This window comes from Vibrio sp. 378 (genome assembly GCF_033339435.1).
Map to the genome: position 1 here is coordinate 494,934 of NZ_JAWOUO010000001.1, position 23,413 is coordinate 518,346.

The following is a 23,413-nucleotide window of genomic DNA, read 5'->3' on the forward strand; positions in this document are numbered from 1 at the left end:
ATCTTTCTCGATGAACTCGATTGCAACTTAATCTTTCAGGCACTATTCTGATTTTAAATTGACGTTTACGTAAACTGAATACAAAGTTGATGCATAGGTGTAAAAGCGGTTACCAGTATCAAAGTTAGGTTTGATCAAATAGTGCTCAATGGAACGCACTTAAAATAACGAAAGGGAGATCAACTATGGTATCGGAATCGCCTCTGTTGCAGGTAAACGATATTTCATTGGCTTTTGGTGGGGTGAAAGCTTTAACTGACGTGAGCTTCCATGTGAATGAAAAGGAAATTTTTTCAATCATTGGCCCAAACGGTGCAGGTAAAACCTCAATGCTCAATTGCATCTCTGGTCGATACACACCAAACAAAGGCTCTGTAATCTTCGCTGGAGATGATGTAACTAAACGGACACCTAGCCAACGAGCTGAGTTAGGGTTGGGAAGAACCTTCCAAAACTTAGCGCTCTTTTCTCACATGTCGGTACTGGACAACATCATGGTTGGCCGACACCACCTACTAAAAAACAACTTCGTCACGGGGCCACTCTATTGGTTCTCTAATGCGCAGAAAGAAGAGATGGCGCACCGCAAATATGTGGAAGACGTGATCGATTTTCTAGAAATCCAGCACATCCGAAAAGCGACTGCAGGCACGCTATCTTACGGATTACGTAAACGTGTAGAGCTTGCTCGTGCCATTGCCTTAAAACCTAAGTTATTGCTGCTTGATGAACCAATGGCAGGAATGAACTTGGAAGAAAAGGAAGACATGGCACGTTACATCATGGATCTGAATGAAGAATTAGATATCACGATCATCATGATTGAGCACGACATGGGCGTGGTCATGGACATCTCTAATCGCGTTTTGGTTTTGGATTTCGGTAAACACATTGCTACGGGTGAGCCTGAAGAAGTGATGGCCAACCCACATGTGAAACAAGCGTACTTAGGCGAAGAGTTACCGACATTAGAGGAGAGTGCATAATGGCACAGCAACATAATGATTGGGCAGATATAACCCGCTTAGATACCTTTCCAAAAGTGTTGCAACACAATGCCAAGAACTGGCCCGAACAAGTCGCAATGCGTGAAAAGGAGTTTGGTATATGGCGAGAGTTCACTTGGAAGGATTATGAAAACCGCGTCAAGTGGATGGCACTGGCACTACGAGATTTGGGTATTGGTGAGCAAGATGTCGTTGGTTTGCTAGGTGATAACCGCCCTGAATGGGTATGGGGCGAGTTAGCGGCACATGCGATCAAAGGTTTCTCGCTGGGCATCTATCAAGATTCTATGCACGAAGAGGTGGCGTACCTTATCAACTATGCAAAAGCAAAAGTCGTGATTGCCGAAGATGAAGAGCAATGCGACAAGCTGCTTGAGCTTGGTGATGAAATTCCTAGCGTTGAATACATTATTTACTGCGATCCTCGTGGAATGCGTAAATACGATGATCCAAGATTAATTGATGTTGAACAGGTCTACAAAAAAGGTCAGCTGATTGATAAAGCGGACCCAGACAAATATCTCAATATGGTTGTTGAAACCAAAGGCAGCGATCTTTCAATTCTTTGTACTACGTCGGGTACGACTTCTAAACCAAAATTGGCTCAGCTACACAGTGGCACGTTCTTGGATCACTGTGCGGCTTACTTGCGTGCAGACCCTCGTTCCCCAGGCGACAACTATGTTTCTGTTCTGCCTTTGCCTTGGATTATGGAGCAGGTTTACGTGGTTGGTCAGGCGTTGATTTCTCGTCAAATCGTTAACTTTGTGGAAGAACAAGAAACCATGATGTCCGACTTGCGTGAAATCGGTCCAAACTTTGTGCTGTTAGCGCCACGTGTGTGGGAAAACATTGTGGCAGACGTGTCTGCACGAATGATGGATTCGACACCGTTTAAGCAAAAGATGTACAAACTGGGCATGAGCTTAGCCAACAAAGCGCTGGAGCAGGGCAAACGCTCTAAGTTGGCTGAATGGATTCTTCTGCGTGCTCTGCGTGACCGTTTAGGGTTTTCGAACCTGACATCTGCGGCAACCGGCGGTGCGGCGATGGGACCGGATACTTTCCGTTACCTACAAGCTATTGGTGTGCCACTTAAGCAGCTTTATGGTCAGACCGAAATGTGTGGCGCATACACCGTGCACCAAGCGGATGATGTGGATTACGATTCCGTTGGTGTTGCGTTTGATAATGCAGAAGTGAAAGTCATCAACCCGGACAGCAATGGCGTTGGTGAAATCATCGCGAAAAGTACAGGCATGTTTACTGGCTACTTAAACAACCAAGCAGCATATGATGAAGATGTTCAAGATGGTTGGATGCACACAGGCGATGCGGGCTATTTTAAAGATTCCGGTCACTTGGTGGTGATTGATCGTCTGAAAGATATGTCGGAAACCAGCCATGGCGACCGTTATTCGCCACAGTTTATCGAAAACAAACTCAAGTTCTCGCCGTTTATTGCAGAAGCCGTGGTGGTAGGTAAAGGTCGACCTTGGCTGTCTGCCATCATCTGTATTCGCTATGCGATCGTCGCGAAGTGGGCAGAGCAACGCGGCTTGGCATTTACCAACTACACCAACTTATCTGCTCAACCAGAAGTGTACCAAGCGATTCGTGAAGAAGTTCAAAAAGTGAACGAATCCCTACCGGATGCACAGAAGATCAGCAAATTCATTCTACTTTACAAAGAGTTGGATGCCGACGATGGAGAGCTAACTCGCACACGTAAAGTACGCCGTGGTGTGGTTGCAGAGAAATACGGAGACATCATCGAAACCATCTACAGCGACGATCCAAAAGTCGATGTCGATACGGTGATCACTTATCAAGATGGCACTAAAACACGCATTCAAACGTCGCTAGTTATTGAAACGCTTATTGAGCATGAGCCAACACTAGTGGATAGCGAACAACGGAGGATCGCATAGTGAATACGGATTTATTACTGCAACTCGTCATTAATGGCGTGATCGTTGGCATGTTGTATGGCGTTGTCGCCATGTGCTTTGTATTGATCTACAAATCGACCCAGGTGGTCAACTTTGCTCAGGGGGAGTTCTTGTTGATTGGCGCATGGGTATGTTGGGCGGCATTGGTACACCTACAGTTACCGTTTTTTATTGGCTTTTTACTCACGCTCGCGTTCATGATGATTTTTGGTATCGCCGTGCAAACCATTGTGCTCAGACCGTTGATTGGTGAACCGATTATCTCTGTGATCATGGTGACCATTGGTCTATCGATGTTTTTCCAAGCACTGATGAAGTGGATATTCGGCGTCTCTGCTGTGTCGTACCCGCAAGTGTTCGAAACCAACGTGGTGAATATCGGAGGTTTGAATGTTGAGTTTGCTTACATTCTGAGCTTGATCTTCTCAATGCTCATCATGGGCGCGTTCTACTGGTTCTTCAAATTCAGCAAAATGGGTCTGGCAATGCGCGCAACGGCATTCAACCAGCAAGTAGCCCAGAGTCTTGGCATTTCCATCAAGAAAGTGTTCGCCATCAGTTGGGCCATTTCGGCAATGGTATCTGCAACAGCAGGGATTGTTATCGGTATCGTTAACGGCGTATCTGACGCGCTATCCATTATTGGTATCAAAGTTTTCCCAGCCGTTATTTTAGGTGGCTTAGATTCGGTAGTCGGCGCAATTGTCGGTGGTATTACCATCGGGGTGCTAGAAAACTTGGCTGAGTTTTTTGATAGCCAATACCTGCAAGTGGGTAACCTGTACAACATCGCACCATTCTATGTGCTGTTAATCATTCTTGCCTTCAAGCCATATGGCCTGTTTGGTACCAAAGATATTGAGCGTATTTAAGGAGAAATAACATGGCTCAACTTAGCATGCGCCCATGTGGGGATTTTCGAACCACATACAAAAGCGATACGCCAATTTTTGAAACCAAAACCATCAGAAGCCTTGCGATTGCAGGTGTCATCGCCATGCTGGCAGCACCGCTGGTCTTGGATATTTACTTCCTAAACCTGTTTATTCAGATTGCATACCTCGGTATCGCGGCATTGGGCTTAAACATTTTGGTTGGTTTTACCGGACAAATCTCGCTAGGTCACGGTGCGTTCTTTGGCTTTGGCGCCTTTGCATCGGCTTGGCTAAATAACCAGTTTAACATTCCAGTCGTGTTTGCGATTCCGCTCGCGGGTTACTTAACCATGATTGTGGGGATGCTGTTTGGTCTGCCAGCGGCTCGAATTAAAGGTTTATATCTAGCTATCGCAACGTTGGCGGCGCAGTTTATTCTAGAGGACTTCTTTGCTCGCGCAGATTGGTTCAGTGGCGGCTCATACGGTGCAAGCGCGAACCCAATTAATTTGTTTGGCTTTGAGTTTACGACTGACGAAAGCTTCTTCTACATCGCTCTGTTTGCGCTGATCTTCATGTATATGTGGGCATCAAACTTAATCCGTTCTCGTGACGGTCGCGCGTTTGTCTCAGTACGAGATCACTATCTGTCAGCAGAGATCATGGGCATCAACCTAACCAAGTATCGTCTGCTCTCATTTGGAGTGTGTGCATTCTATGCGGGCATCGGGGGTGCACTCTACGGACATTATCTAGGGTTTGTATCAGCAGAAGGCTTCACTATCATGATGTCTATCCAGTTCTTGGCAATGATCATCATTGGTGGCTTAGGCTCAGTCAAAGGCACATTGATGGGGACGATATTTATCGTACTTCTGCCTGAAGTTTTAGAGTTTGGTGTAACGGGGCTTTCAGCGTTTGGTGATACCACCGCTTTCACTGATGGTCTGGCTTACTTCAAAGAGATGGCGATTGGTTTAGTCATCATGCTGTTCCTCATTTTCGAACCTCAAGGATTATCGCATCGCTGGCAACAGATTCGAGCATATTGGAAACACTATCCGTTCTCATATTAACGTGGAATTAAGTGGAATATACCTCAATAACAAGGACAACGAGTTATGAACAAAGGACATTTAGCGACAACGTTGGTGCTGTCATCTGCACTGTTTACTACCGCAACTTGGGCAAAAGATTCTGTGTTTGTCGGGCAATTAGTCGACTTTTCTGGACCAACTGCCTATGTAAGCAAGCCTTATGGTTCTGGCGTGCGAGACGCATTGCGTTGGATTAACCAAAACGGTGGCATTAACGGTACCGAGCTCGAATTTGAAACAGTAGACATGGCGTACAAAGTACCAGTGGCGATTTCCAACTATAAACGTTGGGTGGCGCGTAAAGACATGGTTGCGCTGCAAGGTTGGGGTACGGCGGATACCGAAGCACTTATTTCGTTTGTTACCAAAGACAAAGTGCCGGTGTTCTCTGCTTCTTACTCTGGTCACTTAACTGACCCAACTGGCAAAAACCCAAAAACCGCGAAACCAGCGCCTTATAATTTCTTTTATGGTGCGTCGTACTCAGATGCGTGCCGTGCGCTAGTTAAGTGGGCGAAAGAAGATTGGGAATCTAAGGGCAATCAAGGTGCGCCGAAATTTACGCACATTGGCGATAACCATCCATTCCCGAATGCGCCAAAAGAAGCGTGTGCAGAGTACGCCAAAGAGCTTGGTTTTGATGTGCAAAACCCAGTCGTTGTGTCACTAAAACCAGGGGACTTCAAAGCGCAATGTTTGTCGCTGAAAGAGTCAGGCACCAACTACGGTTACATTGCTAATATCGGTAGCTCGGTTATCTCACTAGTGAAGTCTTGTAACACGGTTGGGACAGAGTTCCAGTACATGGCAAACATTTGGGGCGGCGATAAGCCAGTGCTTGAAGCAGCAGGCGATGGCCTTAAAGATTACGTTTTCCCAGGTATGACAGCGTTTTGGGGAGATGATAATGAAGGCATGAAACTGGTCCGTGAGATTTCTAAGCAGTCTGAATCAGAGCCGGGCGAATTCAGAACTCACCATTACATTCGCGGTATTTGTTCTGCGTTCTATATGAAAGAAGCAATGGAGTGGGCGAAAGACAACGGTGGCATCACAGGTGAAAACATCAAGAAGGGCATGTATGTCCATGACAACTGGGTACCACAAGGCTTAGAAGGTGTTTGTGTCCCTGCGAACTGGAAACCGGAAGATCACCGAGGCACAACAACCGTGAACGTCTTTATGGGCAACAACGATGGCGGCGCAGTTGATATTAAGAAAGTATCTCAGGTGACATTGTCACGTCGTGACGATTGGCTAGGTTACTAATCTACGACTTATTAATAACAAAGCTTACTGAAAATAAGGATGGGTGAGAGAACACTCTCACCCTAGCAAGGAGTAGTTTGATGGCTGAATTAGCAACGAATATCGAACCGGCAGAAATACTGCTTTCAGTGAACAACATTGAAGTCGTCTACGACGAAGTAATACTAGTACTTCGCGGTGTGAGTTTAGAAGTTCCAAAAGGGCAGATTGTGACCTTACTGGGCGCCAACGGTGCGGGTAAATCCACAACGTTGAAAGCCATTTCTGGTTTATTGAAAACCGAAGATGGTGAAGTGACGCGCGGCGAAATCAACTTCATGGGCGAGCGTATAGACAACAAAAGCCCGGAAGAGATCGTCCGTTCGGGCATCTTCCAAGTTATGGAAGGGCGCCGAATTGTTGAAGATATGACGGTAATAGAAAATCTTCGCTTAGGCGCTTATACACGCTCTGACAACGAAGTTGAACAAGACATCGAAATGGTGTTTGACTATTTCCCGCGACTCAAAGAGCGCACTGGCCTGGCGGGCTATTTGTCTGGCGGTGAGCAACAAATGTTAGCGATTGGCCGAGCGTTAATGGCTCGACCGAAGATGATTTTGTTGGACGAACCGTCTATGGGGCTTTCTCCACTGCTAGTTAAAGAAGTATTCAGCATTATTAACAAGATCAACAAAGAGCAAGGTATTACCATGCTTTTGGTTGAACAGAATGCCAACTTCGCTCTTCAAGCGGCCGATTACGGTTACATCATGGAATCAGGCAAAATCGTACTAGATGGCAGCAAGCACGAATTGCTAAACAATGAAGACGTAAAAGAATTCTACCTTGGCGGCGGCGATGAAGATCGCAAGAGCTTTAAGAATCTGAAATCTTACAAACGTCGTAAGCGTTGGTTGTAAGGAGCAAGGATGAACGAACTATTTGATGCGAAAGAATCGTTGTCTCTACAGGCGCGAGAAGAGTCGCTGTTTCAACGTTTGCCAGCACTGATTGAGAATTCGAAAGCCAATAGCGAACATTACGCAGCGCATTTTTCTGAGTTAGATCCTACATTGGCAAACAATCGTGAAGGGCTTGCTCAGTTCCCGATTACACGTAAGTTCAATGTACCTAATCAGCAGCAACTTAAACCGCCGTTTGGTGGCTTAAATAGCGTTGCCATTGGTCAAATGGCGCGCGTATTCCAATCTCCTGGGCCGTTGTATGAGGCTCAAACGGATGAGGCCGATTTCTGGCGTATGGGGCGCGCGTTTCACGCTGCTGGGTTCTGTGCGGGTGATTTAGTGCATAACACGCTCTCTTACCATTTCTCTCCTGGCGGATTTATTATGGATGGTGGCGCAAGGGCTTGTGGCTGTGCGGTATTTCCGGCTGGAGTAGGCAATACCGAAGCGCAAATAGAGGCAATTAAACAGCTTCAACCTAATGGTTACACTGGTACACCTTCGTATTTGCTGACGTTGCTACAAAAGTACCAAGAGAAATACAATGAGCTGCCTAGCTTTGAGAAAGCTCTGGTCTCTGGTGAAGCGGTTACAGCAGACATGGAACAGATGTTTGAGGAAAAAGGCATTGCAGTCTTTCAAGCCTACGCAAGTGCAGAGCTTGGTTTGATTGCTTATCAAGTGTCTGGTGAACAAGGATTAGTGATTGCCGAAGATATTATTGTTGAAATCGTTGATCCTGATGGTGTTCCTGTACAACCGGGAGAAGTCGGTGAAGTCGTTGTAACCTCGCTTGATGAGAAGTTCCCGCTGATTCGCTACGCAACGGGAGATTTATCGGCATATCTAGAGACAAGTTCTGATTCTTCACGCACGAATGCACGAATTAAGGGCTGGATGGGACGAGCAGACTCCGCGGTGAAAGTAAAAGGGCTGTTTGTTTATCCGCATCAGATCCAAGAAGTCTGTCGTCGCCACGATATTAAAGGCTCCTTGAAAATTGAGCGCGATGGCTTCAACGATGCCATTACTTTCTGTTGTCATGATGTGCATGTATCAGCAGAGGACATTCAAGCAACACTCCAGTCTGTCACTAAACTGAAAGGCAATGTCCAGTTTGTACCGAACCAAGCGGAGCAGCCGTTAATCAATGATCTTCGCAGTTAACTCATTGGTGGCATAAGTGCAGTAGAAAGTGGTTGTCATAAAAAACTAACAACTTCAGACAAAAGGCTAGAAAAGGGATACCACATTGCGCTGCGTATCCCTTTATTTTTTACTACCGCAATCAGGGAGCGGGTAAATGAAACAGGCACCAATGATTAACACACAATTCTGGGATGATTTGTTTATCCGAGGCACTATGCCTTGGGATGCCCAATCGACACCTCAAGAACTCAAGGACTATCTCGACAATTCACTTCATGTAGGCCATTCAGTGTTTATTCCTGGGTGTGGTGCCGCTTATGAACTGAGCACTTTTATTCAATATGGGCATGACGTGATCGCGATGGATTACAGCCAAGAAGCGGTAAAAATGGCGCAATCAACGTTAGGTAACTACAAAGATAAAGTCGTATTGGGTGATGTATTTAATGCCGATTTTTCTCAATCGTTTGATGTCATTTACGAGCGGGCCTTTCTCGCAGCACTACCGAGAGACATGTGGTCAGAATATTTCTCTATGGTGGATAAATTGCTGCCAAGAGACGGTTTGTTAATTGGTTATTTCGTTATAGATGATGATTACCACTCTCGCTTCCCTCCATTTTGTTTGCGAAGTGGGGAACTGGCATCTTTTCTAGAGCCCACGTTTGAACTTGTGAAGTCCTCAGTGGTGGCAAACAGTGTTGAGGTTTTTAAAGGCAGAGAGCAATGGATGGTGTGGCAGAAGTGTTAGTCGTCACTGAGACTTCTTTAGAAAGTATTCGCGGAAACTGTCTGGTTCTTTTTTAATCGCTGAAAAGTAAGTCACAAATGTATGATATTTGGTCGATGCCATGAGCCAGAGAGCGATAATAGGAAAAAGTACAAAACTAACAAAAAAAAGTTTATGTTCATCTTCAAGAAGGAATAGGCCAAGAGCGTAAACAAGGAACTGAAAGTAAATATTGATTAAGTTGATTTCTGCCGCTTTAGGTTTGCCTCTAACAATCATCATGTTTGGGATAACAAGCAGTAGAGTCATGACCCCAGCAAAAGAAAAGTTTAGAGCCAAGAAAGTATCAGTAGTTAAGTGCTCAGACGACTGGTCAATCAATATTGCCAGCAACGTTACTGCCATGCCGCCTCCCATCATAATCAAGGTAATGACTGCCACGCCAACAAGAAAAACCCAAATAGAAAGGTAATGGTTGTCAAAAAACTCTTCTGCCTTCAATCTTTTAAACCTCATCGATACATACTGTGAAATAACAGAGGTTACTTCACTCTATTCCTGTTGAGGGGATACTCACACAGAAAGAATACGTATGTAAAATATCAATAAGCGTTAGTTTTAAAGGCGGGAGTTACCCCCATAATAGGTCGAAAGGTATTTCAGAATGGCTTCGCGATTATCACCCGGCAGTTCATCCATCCCTTGCTCTTCAATCATCCAGTCTAAGGTTTCATCTCATCGTTGGCGGCTTAGTCATTGTTGTGTGACCATGTGTAACGAATGACAGGCTGAGCAGACTGCCGCGACGAGTTCCATATTCTCTCCTGGCGCTAATATCCCATCACCAGCTGATTTGACCTCCATTTCAGATGAAGCAGTATTCCAATCTGGTGGCGTGTAGGGTTTTGGGTTGCTAGCCATGCAATGATTGCGGCTCGCGCACCCGGGTCTTTTACGCCGGGAAAGACCATGTTTGTGCCCGGAGCAAACTCCGGTGGTGACGCCAAAAAAAGCATCCAGTTTTTCTGCGTCCCATTGACCTTGATGCTGTTTGATGGCTTCGCTGTAATTGAAGCCTGTAAAGCCGGCAATATCACGCTCTGCTAAGCCCCAAAGAGGCAGCCCCACAAGCACTTCCTCCATTTTTCAAACTGGTGACAAGCTTTACACACCATCGCTTGCTGTTCGCCTGCGGCTATCAACTCGTCATTGTTTGCTAAGGCTGAGTAACTTAACAGCGCGAGAAAAGTAAACGAGAGCGGGAAAACCCGCTTATTTAAGGATGTTGCTTTCACTGTTATTCCCCCTTCATGTTTAACCCTTAACAATCAGCGCGATTCGGTGGAAGGTGTTGTTGAGGTAACCTTTCGGGTTCCATGTGATAGCAAAAGGTTGGCCCACCTCTTGGTCATCAGTCGCCTTTGCCCCAACTTCGTAGTAGCCCGCTTGGGGGAATGTCACTTTGGCGTTGAACGTCTGCCAAGCGCTGTCATTGGCTGGGGCTGCGAGTTCGGCATCCATTCATGTTGCGCCAAAATCAATCCTTTCTCGCTGCACTACCGAGAGACCAGTGGCCAGATTACTTTGCTATGGTGGATAAATTGCTGACAAGAGACGGTTTGTTAATTGGTTGTTTCGTTATAGATGATGATTACCACTCTCGCTTCCCTCCATTTTGTTTGCGAAGTGGGGAGTTGGAGGGTTATCTAGAACCGACGTTTAAGCTTGTGGAATCCTCAGTGGTGGCAAACAGTGTTGAGGTTTTTAAAGGTAGGAGCGCTGGATGGTGTGGCAGAAAAGTTGCCGTATTTAAACGCTATGGCATCAAATAATGAATACAAAATCAGCGTCACATAATGCATCTTTTAAAGACAATTATTCTTGTGGTAACGATAAGTGTTGTGAATTGGCGAAGTTGTGAGAAGTGTAGATCATGTCCTTTGAAAACATAAGGATATATAATATGGACAAATCATTTTCTCTCATCGATAAGCCTACCTTCTTAGGCTCACTCTTTCTTTTACTCAGCGTCGTTATACCCTTAATTTTATTTCCCGCACAAGGTGCGGATTGGATAGCTTCGGCCAAATTTTTCATGACCGATAAGCTTGGTGTGTTATACCTCGCACTGGGTATCGCAGCAATGTGTTTTATGATTTACACCGTGTTCAGCGATCTTGGCCAAATCAAACTTGGTGAAGCCGACGAGCAACCAGAATTTGGTAACGCCTCATGGGCTGCAATGCTATTTTGTGGAGGTATTGGCGCAAGTATTCTGTATTGGGGGTGTATCGAGTGGGCATACTACTATCAATCACCACCATTTCAGTTGGAAGCAGGCAGTGAAGAAGCCATTCGCTGGGCCGCGACTTATGGTCTGTTTCACTGGGGACCGATTGCTTGGTCAATTTACCTTATTCCTGCTCTGCCTATCGCTTACTTCTTTTATGTACGCAAACAACCTGTTTTGAAAATCTCTAGTGCGTTAATGCCTGTATTAGGAGAAAAGCGTGCAAACGGTGGTATTGGCAAGTTTATTGATGTGTTGTTTATTTTTGGTATGTTGGGTGGCGCGGCGACTACGCTTGGCTTAGCAGCGCCTCTTATCAATGGTGGTCTACATCATATCTTCGGTCTTCCAAACAATACCTTCAGCCAAGTGGCTGTATTACTTCTCTGTACTGCTATTTTTGGTTACTCCGCGTATGCAGGGCTTGAGAAGGGGATCAAATTCCTTAGTAACATTAACTTCTGGGGTGCGATGGGCTTGTTACTCTTTATACTTGCCGTTGGGCCAACCGTGTTCATGTTAGAAACGGGCTTAGATTCAATTGGTCGTATGTTGTCTAACTTCTTTGTTATGGCTACCTGGGCGGAGCCGTTTGGTGGTTATGGTGAGTTTACAGATACACACTTCCCGCAAGACTGGACTATTTTCTACTGGGCATGGTGGTTGGTCTTTGCTCCTTGTATGGGATTGTTTGTTGCGCGTATCTCGCGTGGAAGAACGATCAAACAGATGGTCGTAGGTTCTATATTTTACGGTTCTTTAGGTTGTTTCTTATTCTTCATTGTTTTAGGTAACTATGGTTTATCGTTGCAATTGACGGGTGAGCTTGATGTCATTGCAATCCTCAACGAATCAGGCGCGCCAGCGGCTATTTTTGCAACGTTAGACACATTACCGTTAGGGCCAATCGTTATTGGTGTTTTTACACTATTGTGTATCATTTTTACGGCGACTTCGTTTGACTCTATCTCGTACATTCTTGCGTCTGTGGTTCAAAATGATGTGACGGAAGAACCGATGCGCTGGAACCGTTTGTTCTGGGCGTTTACTTTGTCTTTTCTGCCAACCGTCCTAATGTTCATGGGAGGTTTATCGACATTACAAACCGCTGCGATCGTGGGAGGTTTACCGTTGTTAGTTATCTCGGTGATGTTGATGGTGTCCTTTGTCCGCGCGGCGAGCCTAGATATTAAACATCAAGCAGAATACGAAGAGCCAACCATTAACATTGAAGAACTGCCGGAAATTGACCCTTGGTCAACAGAGGGAATGGCTTTGGCGAAATTTGAGCGCTTTAAAGACTTAGCTCAACAGGCGGCTGAAGAAGAGCGCGAAGCAATGGCGGCCCTGATGAGCATGCGTAAGAGAATTCGCGCATTTGCCTTAGAACACAGCTGTGAATCTGGGGTTTCGGACCATCATTTACCAGAAGATATGCAAACAGAGCTACAGCAACTAACCGAAGCGCTTGAGTTGGCTCAACAGAAGAAACAAGAACTGTCTGCGCAAGCCCAAGAATCTCGAATGGAATTTAATCATGTGTTATTAGGCGGCGCGTCGGCAGGTTTAGCAACGTCGCAGGCTTAAGAATAGACACACAAGAGCCGAGTACAAACTCGGCTCTTTTTTTTGCGTGGATACCTTACAGTTAAAAATTCTGCTCAGTCAGTGTTAATGCTTATACTATTTTAGGTTGACCATCTGATGCGGTGGCACCGCCGTCTACGGGTAGGTTTACGCCATTAATGAAAGATGCGTCATCACTTGCCAAGAAAGTCACGACAGACGCAATTTCTTCAGGTTCGGCTGCTCGGCCAAGCGCAATGCGCTCATTGAATTTATCGCGGATGTCCTGCGGCCAGCCGTTTGTCATGTTGGTTTTTACTAAACTTGGGCATACGGCGTTAATTCTTACCCCATCCGCACCATGGTCCAATGCCATCGCTCTAGTCAGGTTGACCACAGCGCCTTTACTCGCACAATAGAATGCGGCACCCCAGTCACCACCCAAACCGGAAACGGACGCGGTATTTACCATACAACCTTTCGTTTTTAAGAGTTCAGGCAAAGCAAACTTCGCGCAATAAACAACACCATCAATGTTTACACCAGAGATCTTCTTCCAGTCTTCCACACTACCTTCAATCACGGAACCAGGGACATGTACGCCAGCATTGTTTACTAAAATATCCAGTTTACCGAAACGGGTAACAACATCAGAAATCAGTGCTGCGACTTTTTCTGGGTCAGAAACATCAATAGAATGCGCAGACACACGCTGTTTATCAAAGCCCTCAACGGCGTTTGCCAACTGCTCTTCATTCCAATCGGCAAGAGCGACGTTTGCGCCTTCTTCATACAAACGTTTTGCGATGGCCAAACCAATGCCATTGGCAGAGCCAGTCACGAGTGCGACTTTATTTTTTAATCCTCTCATGCGATTTCTCCTTCGAAACTTACAAAAACGGGATCTTGATTTTTCTCTGTGCGCGGCAACATCAGTTTGTCGTTGTCGCTGTAATCTACGGGGATAGCCACCACTGCTGGCCCTTCAACATCCATGGCTTTATTCAATGTCGGTAGTAATTCGTGTTGACTAGTCACTGCGAAGCCTTTCGCGCCAAATGATTCGGCGTAGACCTTGAAATCAATTGGTCCAAATTTCACACCAGAGCAGCGCTGATATTTGTTGACCTCTTGCATTTCTACCATGTTGTAGGCGTTATCAACCCACACAATATGGACGATATTGCAGTTCAGTCTAACCGCGGTTTCTAACTCCATGCTCGATTGCATAAAACCGCCGTCTCCTGATATCGATACCACTTTGCTACCAGGTTTTAGTAGGCTGGCACCAATGGCCCATGGGAGTGCAACGCCCATTGTTTGTTGGCCGTTAGACACCAGCATTTGGCGAGCTCGAAAACAGCTCAAGTAACGAGCGATCCAGATGTGGAAGCTCCCCATATCAAGGCATAGCGTGGTATCCGGTGTGATGATAGATTGCATAGCTTTTATTAGCGCCAGTGGATGAAATCCTTGCTTGTTATAGACATTGGGATAGGTTTTGATCACTTGCCGTTGCAGTGCTACCTCTTCCAGTACTGAAAGTGCCGTTGGGGAAAGGCGAGCATATTCAGAGATATAGCTGCCCATCTTGTCTAATGACTGCGCAATGTTTCCGACGATTTCAACACAAGGCTGATAATTAAGTTGGTATTCTGCTGGTTCAATATCGAGGTGAATCACTGGGTTGCGGTGGCTGTTCCAAAGCTCAGGGTCATACTCTATTGGGCTAAAGCCGATGGTGAGAATTAAATCGGCGTCCCGCAGTAAAACATCGCCAGGTTGGTTATTAAACAAACCGACACGCCCAGCAAAGTGATGATAGTAATTGATGTCTACCGTGCCGGCGGCCTGGTAAGTGCCGACAACGGGTAGCTGCGTATTTTGAAGAAACCGAGCGATAGCAGCAGCGTTTTGACTGCGGCTCGCGTGAAGGCCAAGTAAAACCACACAGCGCTTTGCTTTACTGATTCGACTGACCGCTTCTTCGATTGCTGCGATGTCTGCGCAACCAGGCTGTGTGTAAGGCGAGGGGACAATAATGTCCGTTTGGGTTTGCTCGGATAAAACATCTTGGGGGAGACTCAAAAAGCAAGCCCCAGGACGACCTGACTCTGCGATACGAAATGCGTTCGCCATGATCTCGCTTGCGGCGTCCACATGCTGCACTTCAGCACTGAACTTAGTTATAGAGCGAAAAATACTGACGGTATCCATGCTCTGGTGTGTTTGTTTTTGCTGGTCAGTTCGTTTCACCGCACCACCGATAGCAATCAGCGGATCGCCTTCGGAGTTTGCTGTTGCAACCCCCGTAACTAGATTTCCACAGCCAGGGCCTGACGTAACCATTGTGACACCTGCTTTGCCGGTTAGTCTTCCCATAACGCCCGCCATAAATGCGCCGTTAGCCTCGTGACGTACCGGAATCATTTGGATGTTAGTGTCTTCAATCGCATCGAACAGTCGATCGATTTTTGCACCGGGAATACCGAAAATGTACTTAATGCCGAGAGACTCTAGCTGTTGAGCGATCAACTGAGCTCCATTTTTATTTGAAGGTTTGGATTGCATTTGTTGTCCTTATTATTTGCCTGACTTTGTTACTTTTCCGCCTTTTCTATGGCGGTATTTATATCTTCCGGAGCCAAATTGGCGCTGAGAAAGTCTGTCGATACCGGGGTATCAATCACTAGCCGCGAGACTTTGCCAATCTGGAGGAACCCTGACGAAATGCTGTAATCCTGAATATGACCACCTCCTTGGCGGTCATCGGTAATAAAGTGTTCGTGATAGCCGGGCACATTGATGCCAGTCGTATATTTAGGACTGCGAAAGCCGGCGACCACGCCTTGCTTATGCGTGAAGCGGAACGTTGGTTGTTCTTTGACCACTTCAAGCATTGGCCGATAAGGGCGTGTTTGTTTAGGTACGGTGCGAGTACGAACTGAATCGAAAACGCCATCAATGCGCACTGCGCAAAATAGGTTATCGCTTGGAACCAGGTCGTCTATGAGGCTATGGACTTCATGACGTGACATGCGCGATGTCAGTGGCAGCTCGATATCAGGCTTAAAAAAAGTCATGACAGCAAAGGGCGTTTTTTGCGCCAGGTCTGCCGGGTTTGCGGAGCCATCCGACTTTAGTTGAAAAACTTCCTTATCAAACGCAATCAACTCACCATCCAATTCATTGAACGTACCTAAACCAAAATCCCCATGTTTCAGCAGTTCTTCTATGGTTGTTGAGCCTTCGTAAACACCAGCGATCAAAGCACTCATTAACGAAGTCTGATAAATCTCACCATCTCCGGTAACATGATGGTATTCAGAAAATTCTTTCGCTACTTCAAGCGAACAAGCGCATAGAGGGTTATAAAATCCACGCATGAGTAAGACCAGTTATGCAATGAAGAGTATATTTAGATTGACTTCTACACGGTGCTAAATCCAATATAAAAAAGATTTATTTTGATATGGAAAATATATGGAATTTCGCTACCTGAAGTATTTTGTCGCGGTCGCCGAGACTCATCACTTTACCCGAGCAGCTGAACAGTTAGGGATTGCGCAACCTCCTTTGAGTCAGCAAATCAAAAAGCTAGAGCACGAGCTTGGCGTAGACCTATTTAAGCGCTTGTCTAGAGGAGTAGAGCTGACCCATGCAGGGCAAGTCTTTTATACGGATGCGGTAAATATTCTTGCTGATGTGGAACGCGCTAAAGCAAAAGCTCGACAGATTGCCCGTGGTGAAAATACGCAGGTTAAAATCGGGTTCGCAACGTCAACATCAACTTGCATTAAGGTATTAGAGAGGGTGGGGCGAATTCAAGAGGATGGGGTTCACTTCCAGACGGCGGAACTATCAATGCCAGAGCTTGCCACTCAGTTAAAAAGCAAACAACTTGATCTCGCAATCATGCGGCTACCCTGTTACGCCAGTGAGCCTTTTGAGCACAAGGTGTTGTTTAACGACCCGTTTGTCGCGGTGATTCCGGCGGGGCACGAACTGGCAAAATATCCCTGTATCCAGATGAAACAGTTGAGAGGCCATAAAATTTTACTGTTTCCACGAGAGACTGGACCCGCACTGTTTGATGGCATGAGTACACTTTTTGCCGACGCAGGAGTAAGGCTCGAACCACAGTTCGCAGCACCGCAACTTCGTACGACGATTGCCATGGCGCAGGCTGGGTTAGGTATTGCTCTCGTTCCGCGCTCACTGGCTGAACATCTCGATGATTCCGCGACAGTCGCCGAGATTGATGATATCCCCCTAACCAGTCGTGTTGTCGTTGCTTGGGAGGCGTCTAATCTCAATAAACAAGCGTTAAAAGTAGCCATGCACATCGGTCATGTTGAGGTTTAAAGATGAGTCATCGAACTGGCTCTGATAGCCACAGGCAAATGTGATACTCTCCCTCGTTATATGCAAAGCTATGCTTTGGTTGAATAGACAAATCTTACTCAACGAATAGAACTTACTGAGGATGTACCAATGATATACGCTGCGGTCTTTGATATGGACGGGTTGCTGATTGATTCAGAACCTTTGTGGAAGGAAGCGGAAAAGCAGGTGTTTTCATCAGTTGGTGTCCAAGTGACCGAAGTGCTGTCAAAGCAGACTGCAACTATGACGACAGGTGAAGTAACAAGGTTTTGGTATGAACGTAATCCTTGGCAAGAAAAGAGCCTAGAGGAAGTAGAGAATGCTGTTGTGGATAAAGTGGAGGCATTAATAATTGAAAAAGGATGCGAATTAGAGGGTGTTACAGAAACACTCAAATTGCTTAAGGAAAAAGGGTTTAAGATAGGGTTGTCTACTAATTCACCTTATCAACTCATTCCCATCATTTTGAACAAACTCGGTATTGCCAGTTACTTTGACGCGATATCATCGTCAGACGATGTAGAGCAGGGTAAGCCAGAGCCAGATGTCTACCTTTCAACAATCAATAAACTAGGTGTAGATTCAAGTAACTGTATTGCCTTTGAAGACTCTTATTCGGGTATGCTTGCGGCAACACGAGCAAACATAAAAACAGTCGTGATACCTCAACCTGATAAGTTCTACCAAGAGTTTAATGAAGCCAGTCTAAAGCTGCAAAAGCTATCAGAGTTTAATGAAAGCCATTTGGCGAGTTTAATGGACTTGAATTTGAAAGCAACAATTGCACCAACACCGCATGAAAGTTTTTTAGAAGAAGGACTTGATTGTGAATAGTCGGTCGCTGAAAAAATACCTACTGCCAATGTTCTTATTGGTTTTACCTATAGAATCATTCGCAAAAGATACGACTATGTTGGACGAGCTCAATAATCGATTTGTTACATTTGAAAGGCGATTTGATGATTGTATCAACTCTGCTTCTCAAAATGATATGAGTGAAAACATTGTCGGTCAGATTCAAGCGCTTAATATTGATTTTGAAATTTCGGTTGGCTATTTATACAAACAATCACTTTATTTATGCTCTGATGATGAATTCAGTGATTTAGCAAGAATTATCATGATAATTGAAACCTCCGATAATGATGGATTGCAATTATCAAAGGCAAAAGCTAGTCAAATTAGAAAGCTACTTTTTAGCAAAGTGGATTTACGTTTAGAGTCGAAGTTTCAAAGTTTACCGCAAGATAAAAAGGAAGCATTACTGAGCATTGCGAAAAAGCTTGAACCTTTTGATCTCGTAAGCATGCATGAACGACTTCAGGCAATGTAGACTTATGAAAGAATGTTTTGAGTAGATTCTTAACGCTTGGCTTTTTCATTAAGATTGAGTATTAGGTTCAACGCCTCTAGCTCTTACACAAGATCTAGAGGCATCCATTTTTTATTGACTTAAAAATGCCGAGCTAAGATTTTAACCCTGCAGCGGTCATCATGACGCGAAACAACATAGACACTAACCCTAATGCAGCGACGCTAACGACCCAAATTCCAACCATCCAAGCCCATTGGCGGCACCAATTTTTGATTTTCATACTCACTCCTTATCAACTCGTTAATGGTACGCTTCGCCTTCTTTTACTTTTCCGGAGAAGACGTAGTAACTCCAAAAGGTGTAAGCCAGAATGATCGGGATGATGATCACTGCTCCGACGAGCATAAAGCGCTGACTGCTTGCAGGAGCCGCTGCTTCCCATATTGATATGCTAGGAGAAATGATATTTGGCCAGATACTGATGCCAAGCCCTGCGAACCCGAGAATCACGATCACTAGCGCCATCACGAAAGGGCTGCGCTCTTTACGCTTTTTAACGGAGTCAGCAATCTTCAAACATACCAGTCCAGTAATGACTGGTACGGGCAGTAAGTAGAACAAATTCGGCAGAGAAAACCATCTTTCCGCAATGGTAGGGTAAGCAAGTGGAGTCCAAGCGCTCACAATGACTAATGCGGAGATCATCGCCAGTAGTGTTTTATTAGTGAAGCGGTACATCGTGTTTTGCAGTGCACCTTCCGTCTTCATGATGAGCCATGTGCTACCGAGCAGCGCGTACGTTGCGACTAAACCCAAACCGCAAAAGATGGGAAAAGGGGTAAGCCAGTCTAGTTGGCTACCTACGAAGACGCGGTTTTCCACCGCAAAGCCTTGAATTACCGCGCCAACAACGATGCCTTGGAAAAACGTGGTTAAAATCGATCCGACCATAAAAGAGCGATCCCAGAACTTTAAGTGGCTTTCCAATGCTTTAAAGCGAAACTCAAATGCGACTCCACGAAAGATCAAAGCAATCAACATCAACGTTAAAGGGATGGTTAGCGCTTCAATAATCACCGCGTAAGCCATCGGAAAAGCGCCAAATAGAGATGCGCCTCCAAGCACAATCCAAGTTTCGTTGCCATCCCAAACTGGCGCGACACTGTTGACCATGACGTCTTTTTGTTTTTCATCCTTGATGAAGGGCATCAGTATTCCAATACCCAAATCGAAGCCATCCATGATGATGTACATCAAAGTGGCAAAAACGATGATCGCGAACCAAATCACGGATAAATCAAAATGCATATTTTCTACCTTCACTTTGTGACAAATTCTAGATGCGGCCTGAAACGGTCGTCATGTCGTGCTCATCGTGTTCGATTGCATCGGGGCCTTTCTTGATTTGGTGGATCATGTAGTAATAACCAAAACCAAATACCAAGCTGTATACAACCAGGAAACACAGCAGGCTGATGCTCATTTGTAGGTCTCCGTGTGCAGAAACCGCATCACGCGTTTTTTGTACGCCATAAACGACCCAAGGTTGCCGACCAACCTCTGTCGTAAACCAGCCAGCGAGTATTGCGATAAGACCAGATGGCCCCATAAACAATGAAAACTTGAGGAACCAACGCGAGGTATAAAGCGTGTTCTTTTTTCGTAACCATATGCTGTAGAAGCTCTGTAAAATCATCAGAAGTCCTAGCCCGACCATGATTCGAAATGACCAAAAGACGATAGGTGAGTTCGGTCGTTCCTCTTTCGGGAAGTCTTTCAGCGCCGGGATTGGCTCAGTTAAACTGTGGCGTAGGATCAAACTTCCTAAAACAGGAATTTCTAAGGCATAGTCTGTGCGTTCTTGTTCCATGTTTGGCATGCCGAACAAAATCAATGGGGTTGGTTTGCCATCACTGTTATCCCAATGTCCTTCGATGGCAGCGATTTTGGCGGGCTGGTGTTCCAGAGTGTTTAGCCCGTGCACATCGCCAATCACGGCTTGGAGTGGCGCAAGGAACACTAAGATCCCGAGCGACATCGAAAACATGGTTTTTACCGCAGTCGATTGATTGCCTCTCAATAAATGCCAAGCGGCTGACGCGCCTACAAAGAGTGCTGAACTGACGAAAGCCGCGACGCTCATGTGCGCCAAACGATAAGGAAATGAAGGATTGAAAACGATAGCAAACCAGTCGGTTGGCACCACACGTCCGTCGACAATTTCATAGCCTTGTGGCGTTTGCATCCAACTGTTGGAGGCGAGAATCCAGAACGTCGAAATGATCGTTCCTAACGCCACCATCGAGGTTGCAAAAAAGTGCAGCTTTTCGCCGACGCGACGCCACCCAAACAGCATTACGCCAAGAAATCCGGCTTCGAGAAAGAAAGCCGTTAACACTTCATAAGTCAGTAATGGGCCAGTGATAGAACCAGCGAAGTCGGAGAAACCACTCCAGTTGGTGCCGAATTGATAGGCCATGACAAGACCAGATACAACACCCATTCCAAAGTTAACCGCAAAAATTTTCGACCAGAAGTGATAGAGATTTTGGTAATCGGGATTACGTGTTTTTAGCCATAAGCCTTCCAGCACAGCGAGATAGGTGGCCAAACCTATGGTGATAGCGGGGAAAATAATATGAAAGGATACGGTAAAGGCGAACTGTATCCGTGCAAGCATAAATGCGTCGAGGCCAAACATTAAACTTCCTTTGATCTTTTAAGTTTTATGAGAGAGCTATTTTAAAAGGAGCGGAATGAGGGAAGTAGGTACAGACAGTGACTATAAACCTATAACAGATTAAATATTGAAGTGTTATTATTTTGAATTCGGTTTTATGGAAGGGGATTTGCGTTTGGCGAAGTATCAAGAGTTAGTGGAACAGCTTAAAAGGCAGATAAAATCGGGGATATGGCATCCGGGTGACAAGCTGCCTTCGCTGCGTCGCCAATCTGAACACTCGGGTTTGAGCTTGATGACGGTGTTGCACGCGTATCAAATTCTGGAATCTCAAGGCTGGGTCACGTCACAGCCGCGATCTGGTTATCGAGTCGCGCCCAATATTAAGAGCTCAAATGAACCCCAAGCGCCAGCCGCGGTTTCGTGGACTGAGCAGGTAGGCATCAATGAGTTTATCTTTGATGTTCTGCAGGCGAGTAAAAATCCATCCATGATCAATTTTGGCTTTGCCTATCCAGACCCAAGTTTGTACCCACGATATCACGTGAATCGGGCGATGAGCGCAGCCGCTCGCAATATGCCGATTTCCACCACCTTTGATAACTTACCGCCGGGAAACGAACAATTACGCACCATCATCGCGAAGCGTTATGCTGCGAAAGGCATTGAAATTTCACCCGATGAAATTGTCATTACGGCAGGCGCGCTGGAGGCGTTAACGCTCAGTTTGCAAGCCTGCACAAGACCGGGAGATTGGGTGGTTGTGGAGTCGCCTGCATTCTATGGCGCATTGCAATCCTTAGAGCGGTTAGGTTTGAAAGCGCTCTCAGTAAGAACAGACCCAGTCACGGGCATTGACCTAGACTCATTGGAACGAGCGCTGCAAACACACGATGTGAAAGCATGTTGGCTGATGTCGAACTTCCAAAATCCTCTGGGTTTTACGCTCACCAACGAGAAAAAACAAAAGCTGATTGAGCTGACACAGCGATATAACGTGCCAGTGATTGAAGATGATGTGTACAGCGAACTGCATGCCGAGAATGACTCAGTTTACCCACTAAGAATGTTTGATGACATGGGCAATACCATGTTGTGCTCCTCGTTTTCAAAATCATTAATCGCAGGGCTACGTATTGGTTGGGTTGCGGCGGGAAAGCGGGCGCTAGAGGTACAAAAGTTACAGTTAATGAGTACATTAGCGACGAGTGCACCAGTGCAAATGACATTGGTGCACTATTTAACAAGCCGCAATTATGAATCGCATTTGAAGCAGTTACGGAAAAAGCTGTTTGAACGTAAAAGTAAGATGACGGATCTGCTTAATGAGCTGTTACCTGAAGAAGTCAACGTGTTAAGCCAAAGCGGCGGGTACTTTATTTGGTTAGAGCTTCCCAAGCATATCGACGCCTTGCAGATATATCGAGAAGCGCTAAAAGATAATATCAGTATCGCGCCGGGAAAGATGTTCAGCCTGACAGAACAATACGATCACTGTATTCGTCTTAACGCTTCTTTTGAGCTTAATGACAAATACGTTCATGCTCTCAATCTGCTTGCCAATATTATTCGCGATCATTTGGCGAAATAGCGACTTTCTTCAGTTTTTGGGTTTAATGGAGCGCGCCGGATTTCCAACGACTCGATCGCCCGGCGCAACGTCTTTGGTTACGACAGAGCCAGCGCCAACGACGGCCTGATCGCCAATGGTCACGCCTGGCAGTATGATAGCGCCCCCACCAATCCAAACGTTATTGCCGATTTTTACCGGTTTGGCGATCTCATCTCCGGCTAAGCGTCTTTGTGTATCGAGTGAATGAGCAGCTGTGTAAATTTGCACTCTAGGCCCAATCATGACGTTCGCGCCAACCTCAACCTGCCCATTGTCCAGAATAATGGCATCCCAGTTGATGTAGGTGTTTTCCCCGACGGACAAGTGGCAACCGTAGGTAAGTTGAAGCGGTGGCTCTATACAGGTGCTGTTTTCTAATTGGACGCCCATTTCCGCCAATAGTTGTCTACGGATATCTGGGTTTGGCTCGTGGTTAAATTGGAAGACAAGCTGCGCGGTTTTGGCGCGCATGAGCTTTAGTTCTTCATCCAGACAATTATAGGTTTCTCCAGAGCGCATCCGAGTCAGTTCTGACATA

General features: G+C 45.8%; 22 protein-coding genes and 2 pseudogenes. 14 read left to right on the top strand and 10 right to left on the bottom strand.

Annotation, left to right across the window (positions count from 1 at the left end):
- Nucleotides 1-185: 185 nt before the first annotated feature.
- The 8 genes from R7Q48_RS02150 (at nucleotide 186) to R7Q48_RS02185 (ending at nucleotide 9,047) form a co-directional block, all read left to right on the top strand.
- Nucleotides 186-986 (top strand): ABC transporter ATP-binding protein, encoded by an 801-nt coding sequence (locus R7Q48_RS02150; RefSeq protein WP_005373297.1) that lies wholly within the window; start codon nucleotides 186-188, stop codon nucleotides 984-986.
- Nucleotides 986-2,938: a long-chain fatty acid--CoA ligase gene (locus R7Q48_RS02155; protein ID WP_005373296.1), complete on the top strand. Its 1,953-nt coding sequence runs from the start codon at nucleotides 986-988 to the stop codon at nucleotides 2,936-2,938. Before R7Q48_RS02150 ends, R7Q48_RS02155 begins: the two co-directional genes overlap by 1 nt.
- On the top strand, nucleotides 2,938-3,831 hold the full coding sequence (locus tag R7Q48_RS02160) for a branched-chain amino acid ABC transporter permease (RefSeq protein ID WP_005373295.1): 894 nt from the start codon (nucleotides 2,938-2,940) through the stop codon (nucleotides 3,829-3,831). Before R7Q48_RS02155 ends, R7Q48_RS02160 begins: the two co-directional genes overlap by 1 nt.
- A gap of 11 nt (nucleotides 3,832-3,842) precedes the next feature.
- Complete coding sequence (locus tag R7Q48_RS02165; RefSeq protein ID WP_005382737.1) at nucleotides 3,843-4,910, top strand: branched-chain amino acid ABC transporter permease; 1,068 nt, start codon at nucleotides 3,843-3,845, stop codon at nucleotides 4,908-4,910.
- Nucleotides 4,911-4,955: 45 nt separating this feature from the next.
- On the top strand, nucleotides 4,956-6,200 hold the full coding sequence (locus tag R7Q48_RS02170; RefSeq protein ID WP_005373285.1) for an ABC transporter substrate-binding protein: 1,245 nt from the start codon (nucleotides 4,956-4,958) through the stop codon (nucleotides 6,198-6,200).
- Nucleotides 6,201-6,280: 80 nt separating this feature from the next.
- Nucleotides 6,281-7,102, top strand: coding sequence for an ABC transporter ATP-binding protein (locus R7Q48_RS02175; protein ID WP_017633695.1), 822 nt, complete (start codon nucleotides 6,281-6,283; stop codon nucleotides 7,100-7,102).
- Nucleotides 7,103-7,111: 9 nt separating this feature from the next.
- Nucleotides 7,112-8,314, top strand: coding sequence for a phenylacetate--CoA ligase family protein (locus tag R7Q48_RS02180; protein WP_033906431.1), 1,203 nt, complete (start codon nucleotides 7,112-7,114; stop codon nucleotides 8,312-8,314).
- 136 nt (nucleotides 8,315-8,450) lie between these two features.
- Complete coding sequence (locus R7Q48_RS02185; RefSeq protein WP_256902749.1) at nucleotides 8,451-9,047, top strand: methyltransferase domain-containing protein; 597 nt, start codon at nucleotides 8,451-8,453, stop codon at nucleotides 9,045-9,047.
- A 3-nt stretch (nucleotides 9,048-9,050) separates the two neighbouring features.
- On the opposite strand, the gene R7Q48_RS02190 is transcribed toward R7Q48_RS02185, so the two are convergent.
- The 3 genes and pseudogenes from R7Q48_RS02190 to R7Q48_RS02200 form a co-directional block, all read right to left on the bottom strand.
- A complete protein-coding gene (locus tag R7Q48_RS02190) occupies nucleotides 9,051-9,527 on the bottom strand; it encodes a hypothetical protein (RefSeq protein ID WP_151515674.1) in 477 nt (158 codons plus the stop codon).
- A 117-nt stretch (nucleotides 9,528-9,644) separates the two neighbouring features.
- Nucleotides 9,645-10,264 (bottom strand): annotated as a pseudogene (locus R7Q48_RS02195) (c-type cytochrome).
- Between the two features lie 76 nt (nucleotides 10,265-10,340).
- A pseudogene (locus tag R7Q48_RS02200) lies at nucleotides 10,341-10,565 on the bottom strand (molybdopterin containing oxidoreductase); the annotation flags it as partial.
- On the opposite strand from R7Q48_RS02200, the gene R7Q48_RS02205 reads away from it, so the two are divergent.
- Both R7Q48_RS02205 and R7Q48_RS02210 read left to right on the top strand, forming a co-directional pair.
- Nucleotides 10,550-10,858: a TPMT family class I SAM-dependent methyltransferase gene (locus tag R7Q48_RS02205; protein WP_226083206.1), complete on the top strand. Its 309-nt coding sequence runs from the start codon at nucleotides 10,550-10,552 to the stop codon at nucleotides 10,856-10,858. The pseudogene R7Q48_RS02200 and the gene R7Q48_RS02205 overlap by 16 nt on opposite strands.
- A 131-nt stretch (nucleotides 10,859-10,989) precedes the next feature.
- Nucleotides 10,990-12,903: a BCCT family transporter gene (locus tag R7Q48_RS02210; protein ID WP_256902748.1), complete on the top strand. Its 1,914-nt coding sequence runs from the start codon at nucleotides 10,990-10,992 to the stop codon at nucleotides 12,901-12,903.
- Nucleotides 12,904-12,994: 91 nt separating this feature from the next.
- On the opposite strand, the gene R7Q48_RS02215 is transcribed toward R7Q48_RS02210, so the two are convergent.
- Genes R7Q48_RS02215 through budA form a run of 3 tightly spaced genes read right to left on the bottom strand, consistent with a single transcriptional unit; the run spans nucleotide 12,995 to nucleotide 16,268 of the window.
- Complete coding sequence (locus tag R7Q48_RS02215; RefSeq protein WP_017820351.1) at nucleotides 12,995-13,753, bottom strand: SDR family NAD(P)-dependent oxidoreductase; 759 nt, start codon at nucleotides 13,751-13,753, stop codon at nucleotides 12,995-12,997.
- Entirely contained in the window at nucleotides 13,750-15,453 is a 1,704-nt protein-coding gene (gene alsS, locus R7Q48_RS02220) for an acetolactate synthase AlsS (protein WP_262638377.1), read from the bottom strand. The genes R7Q48_RS02215 and alsS overlap by 4 nt, the downstream gene beginning before the upstream one ends.
- A 29-nt stretch (nucleotides 15,454-15,482) precedes the next feature.
- The gene (gene budA, locus R7Q48_RS02225; protein ID WP_137282721.1) at nucleotides 15,483-16,268 is read right to left on the bottom strand and encodes an acetolactate decarboxylase; all 786 of its coding nucleotides are present in this window, start codon (nucleotides 16,266-16,268) and stop codon (nucleotides 15,483-15,485) included.
- A gap of 97 nt (nucleotides 16,269-16,365) precedes the next feature.
- On the opposite strand from budA, the gene R7Q48_RS02230 reads away from it, so the two are divergent.
- From R7Q48_RS02230 to R7Q48_RS02240, 3 genes are all read left to right on the top strand, one after another.
- Entirely contained in the window at nucleotides 16,366-17,247 is an 882-nt protein-coding gene (locus R7Q48_RS02230) for a LysR family transcriptional regulator (RefSeq protein WP_308387401.1), read from the top strand.
- 129 nt (nucleotides 17,248-17,376) lie between these two features.
- Entirely contained in the window at nucleotides 17,377-18,102 is a 726-nt protein-coding gene (gene hxpB, locus R7Q48_RS02235; RefSeq protein ID WP_308387400.1) for a hexitol phosphatase HxpB, read from the top strand.
- Nucleotides 18,095-18,601, top strand: a complete 507-nt coding sequence (locus R7Q48_RS02240; protein ID WP_020480907.1) for a hypothetical protein — start codon at nucleotides 18,095-18,097, stop codon at nucleotides 18,599-18,601. Before hxpB ends, R7Q48_RS02240 begins: the two co-directional genes overlap by 8 nt.
- Nucleotides 18,602-18,734: 133 nt before the next feature.
- Here R7Q48_RS02240 and R7Q48_RS02245 read toward each other — a convergent pair whose 3' ends face one another.
- The 3 genes from R7Q48_RS02245 to R7Q48_RS02255 are packed head-to-tail and all read right to left on the bottom strand — an operon-like array spanning nucleotide 18,735 to nucleotide 21,284.
- Nucleotides 18,735-18,863, bottom strand: coding sequence for a DUF2474 domain-containing protein (locus tag R7Q48_RS02245; RefSeq protein WP_005373267.1), 129 nt, complete (start codon nucleotides 18,861-18,863; stop codon nucleotides 18,735-18,737).
- A gap of 20 nt (nucleotides 18,864-18,883) precedes the next feature.
- Nucleotides 18,884-19,891: a cytochrome d ubiquinol oxidase subunit II gene (gene cydB, locus R7Q48_RS02250; protein WP_308387399.1), complete on the bottom strand. Its 1,008-nt coding sequence runs from the start codon at nucleotides 19,889-19,891 to the stop codon at nucleotides 18,884-18,886.
- A gap of 28 nt (nucleotides 19,892-19,919) precedes the next feature.
- A complete protein-coding gene (locus R7Q48_RS02255) occupies nucleotides 19,920-21,284 on the bottom strand; it encodes a cytochrome ubiquinol oxidase subunit I (RefSeq protein WP_248486422.1) in 1,365 nt (454 codons plus the stop codon).
- Between the two features lie 136 nt (nucleotides 21,285-21,420).
- Between R7Q48_RS02255 and R7Q48_RS02260 the strand changes: the two genes are divergently transcribed.
- Nucleotides 21,421-22,854 carry a PLP-dependent aminotransferase family protein gene (locus R7Q48_RS02260; protein WP_318132168.1) on the top strand — a complete coding sequence of 478 codons (1,434 nt, stop codon included), beginning with the start codon at nucleotides 21,421-21,423 and terminating at the stop codon, nucleotides 22,852-22,854.
- A 9-nt stretch (nucleotides 22,855-22,863) separates the two neighbouring features.
- On the opposite strand, the gene R7Q48_RS02265 is transcribed toward R7Q48_RS02260, so the two are convergent.
- Nucleotides 22,864-23,412 (bottom strand): sugar O-acetyltransferase, encoded by a 549-nt coding sequence (locus R7Q48_RS02265; protein WP_308387398.1) that lies wholly within the window; start codon nucleotides 23,410-23,412, stop codon nucleotides 22,864-22,866.
- Between the last annotated feature and the right edge of the window lies 1 nt (nucleotide 23,413).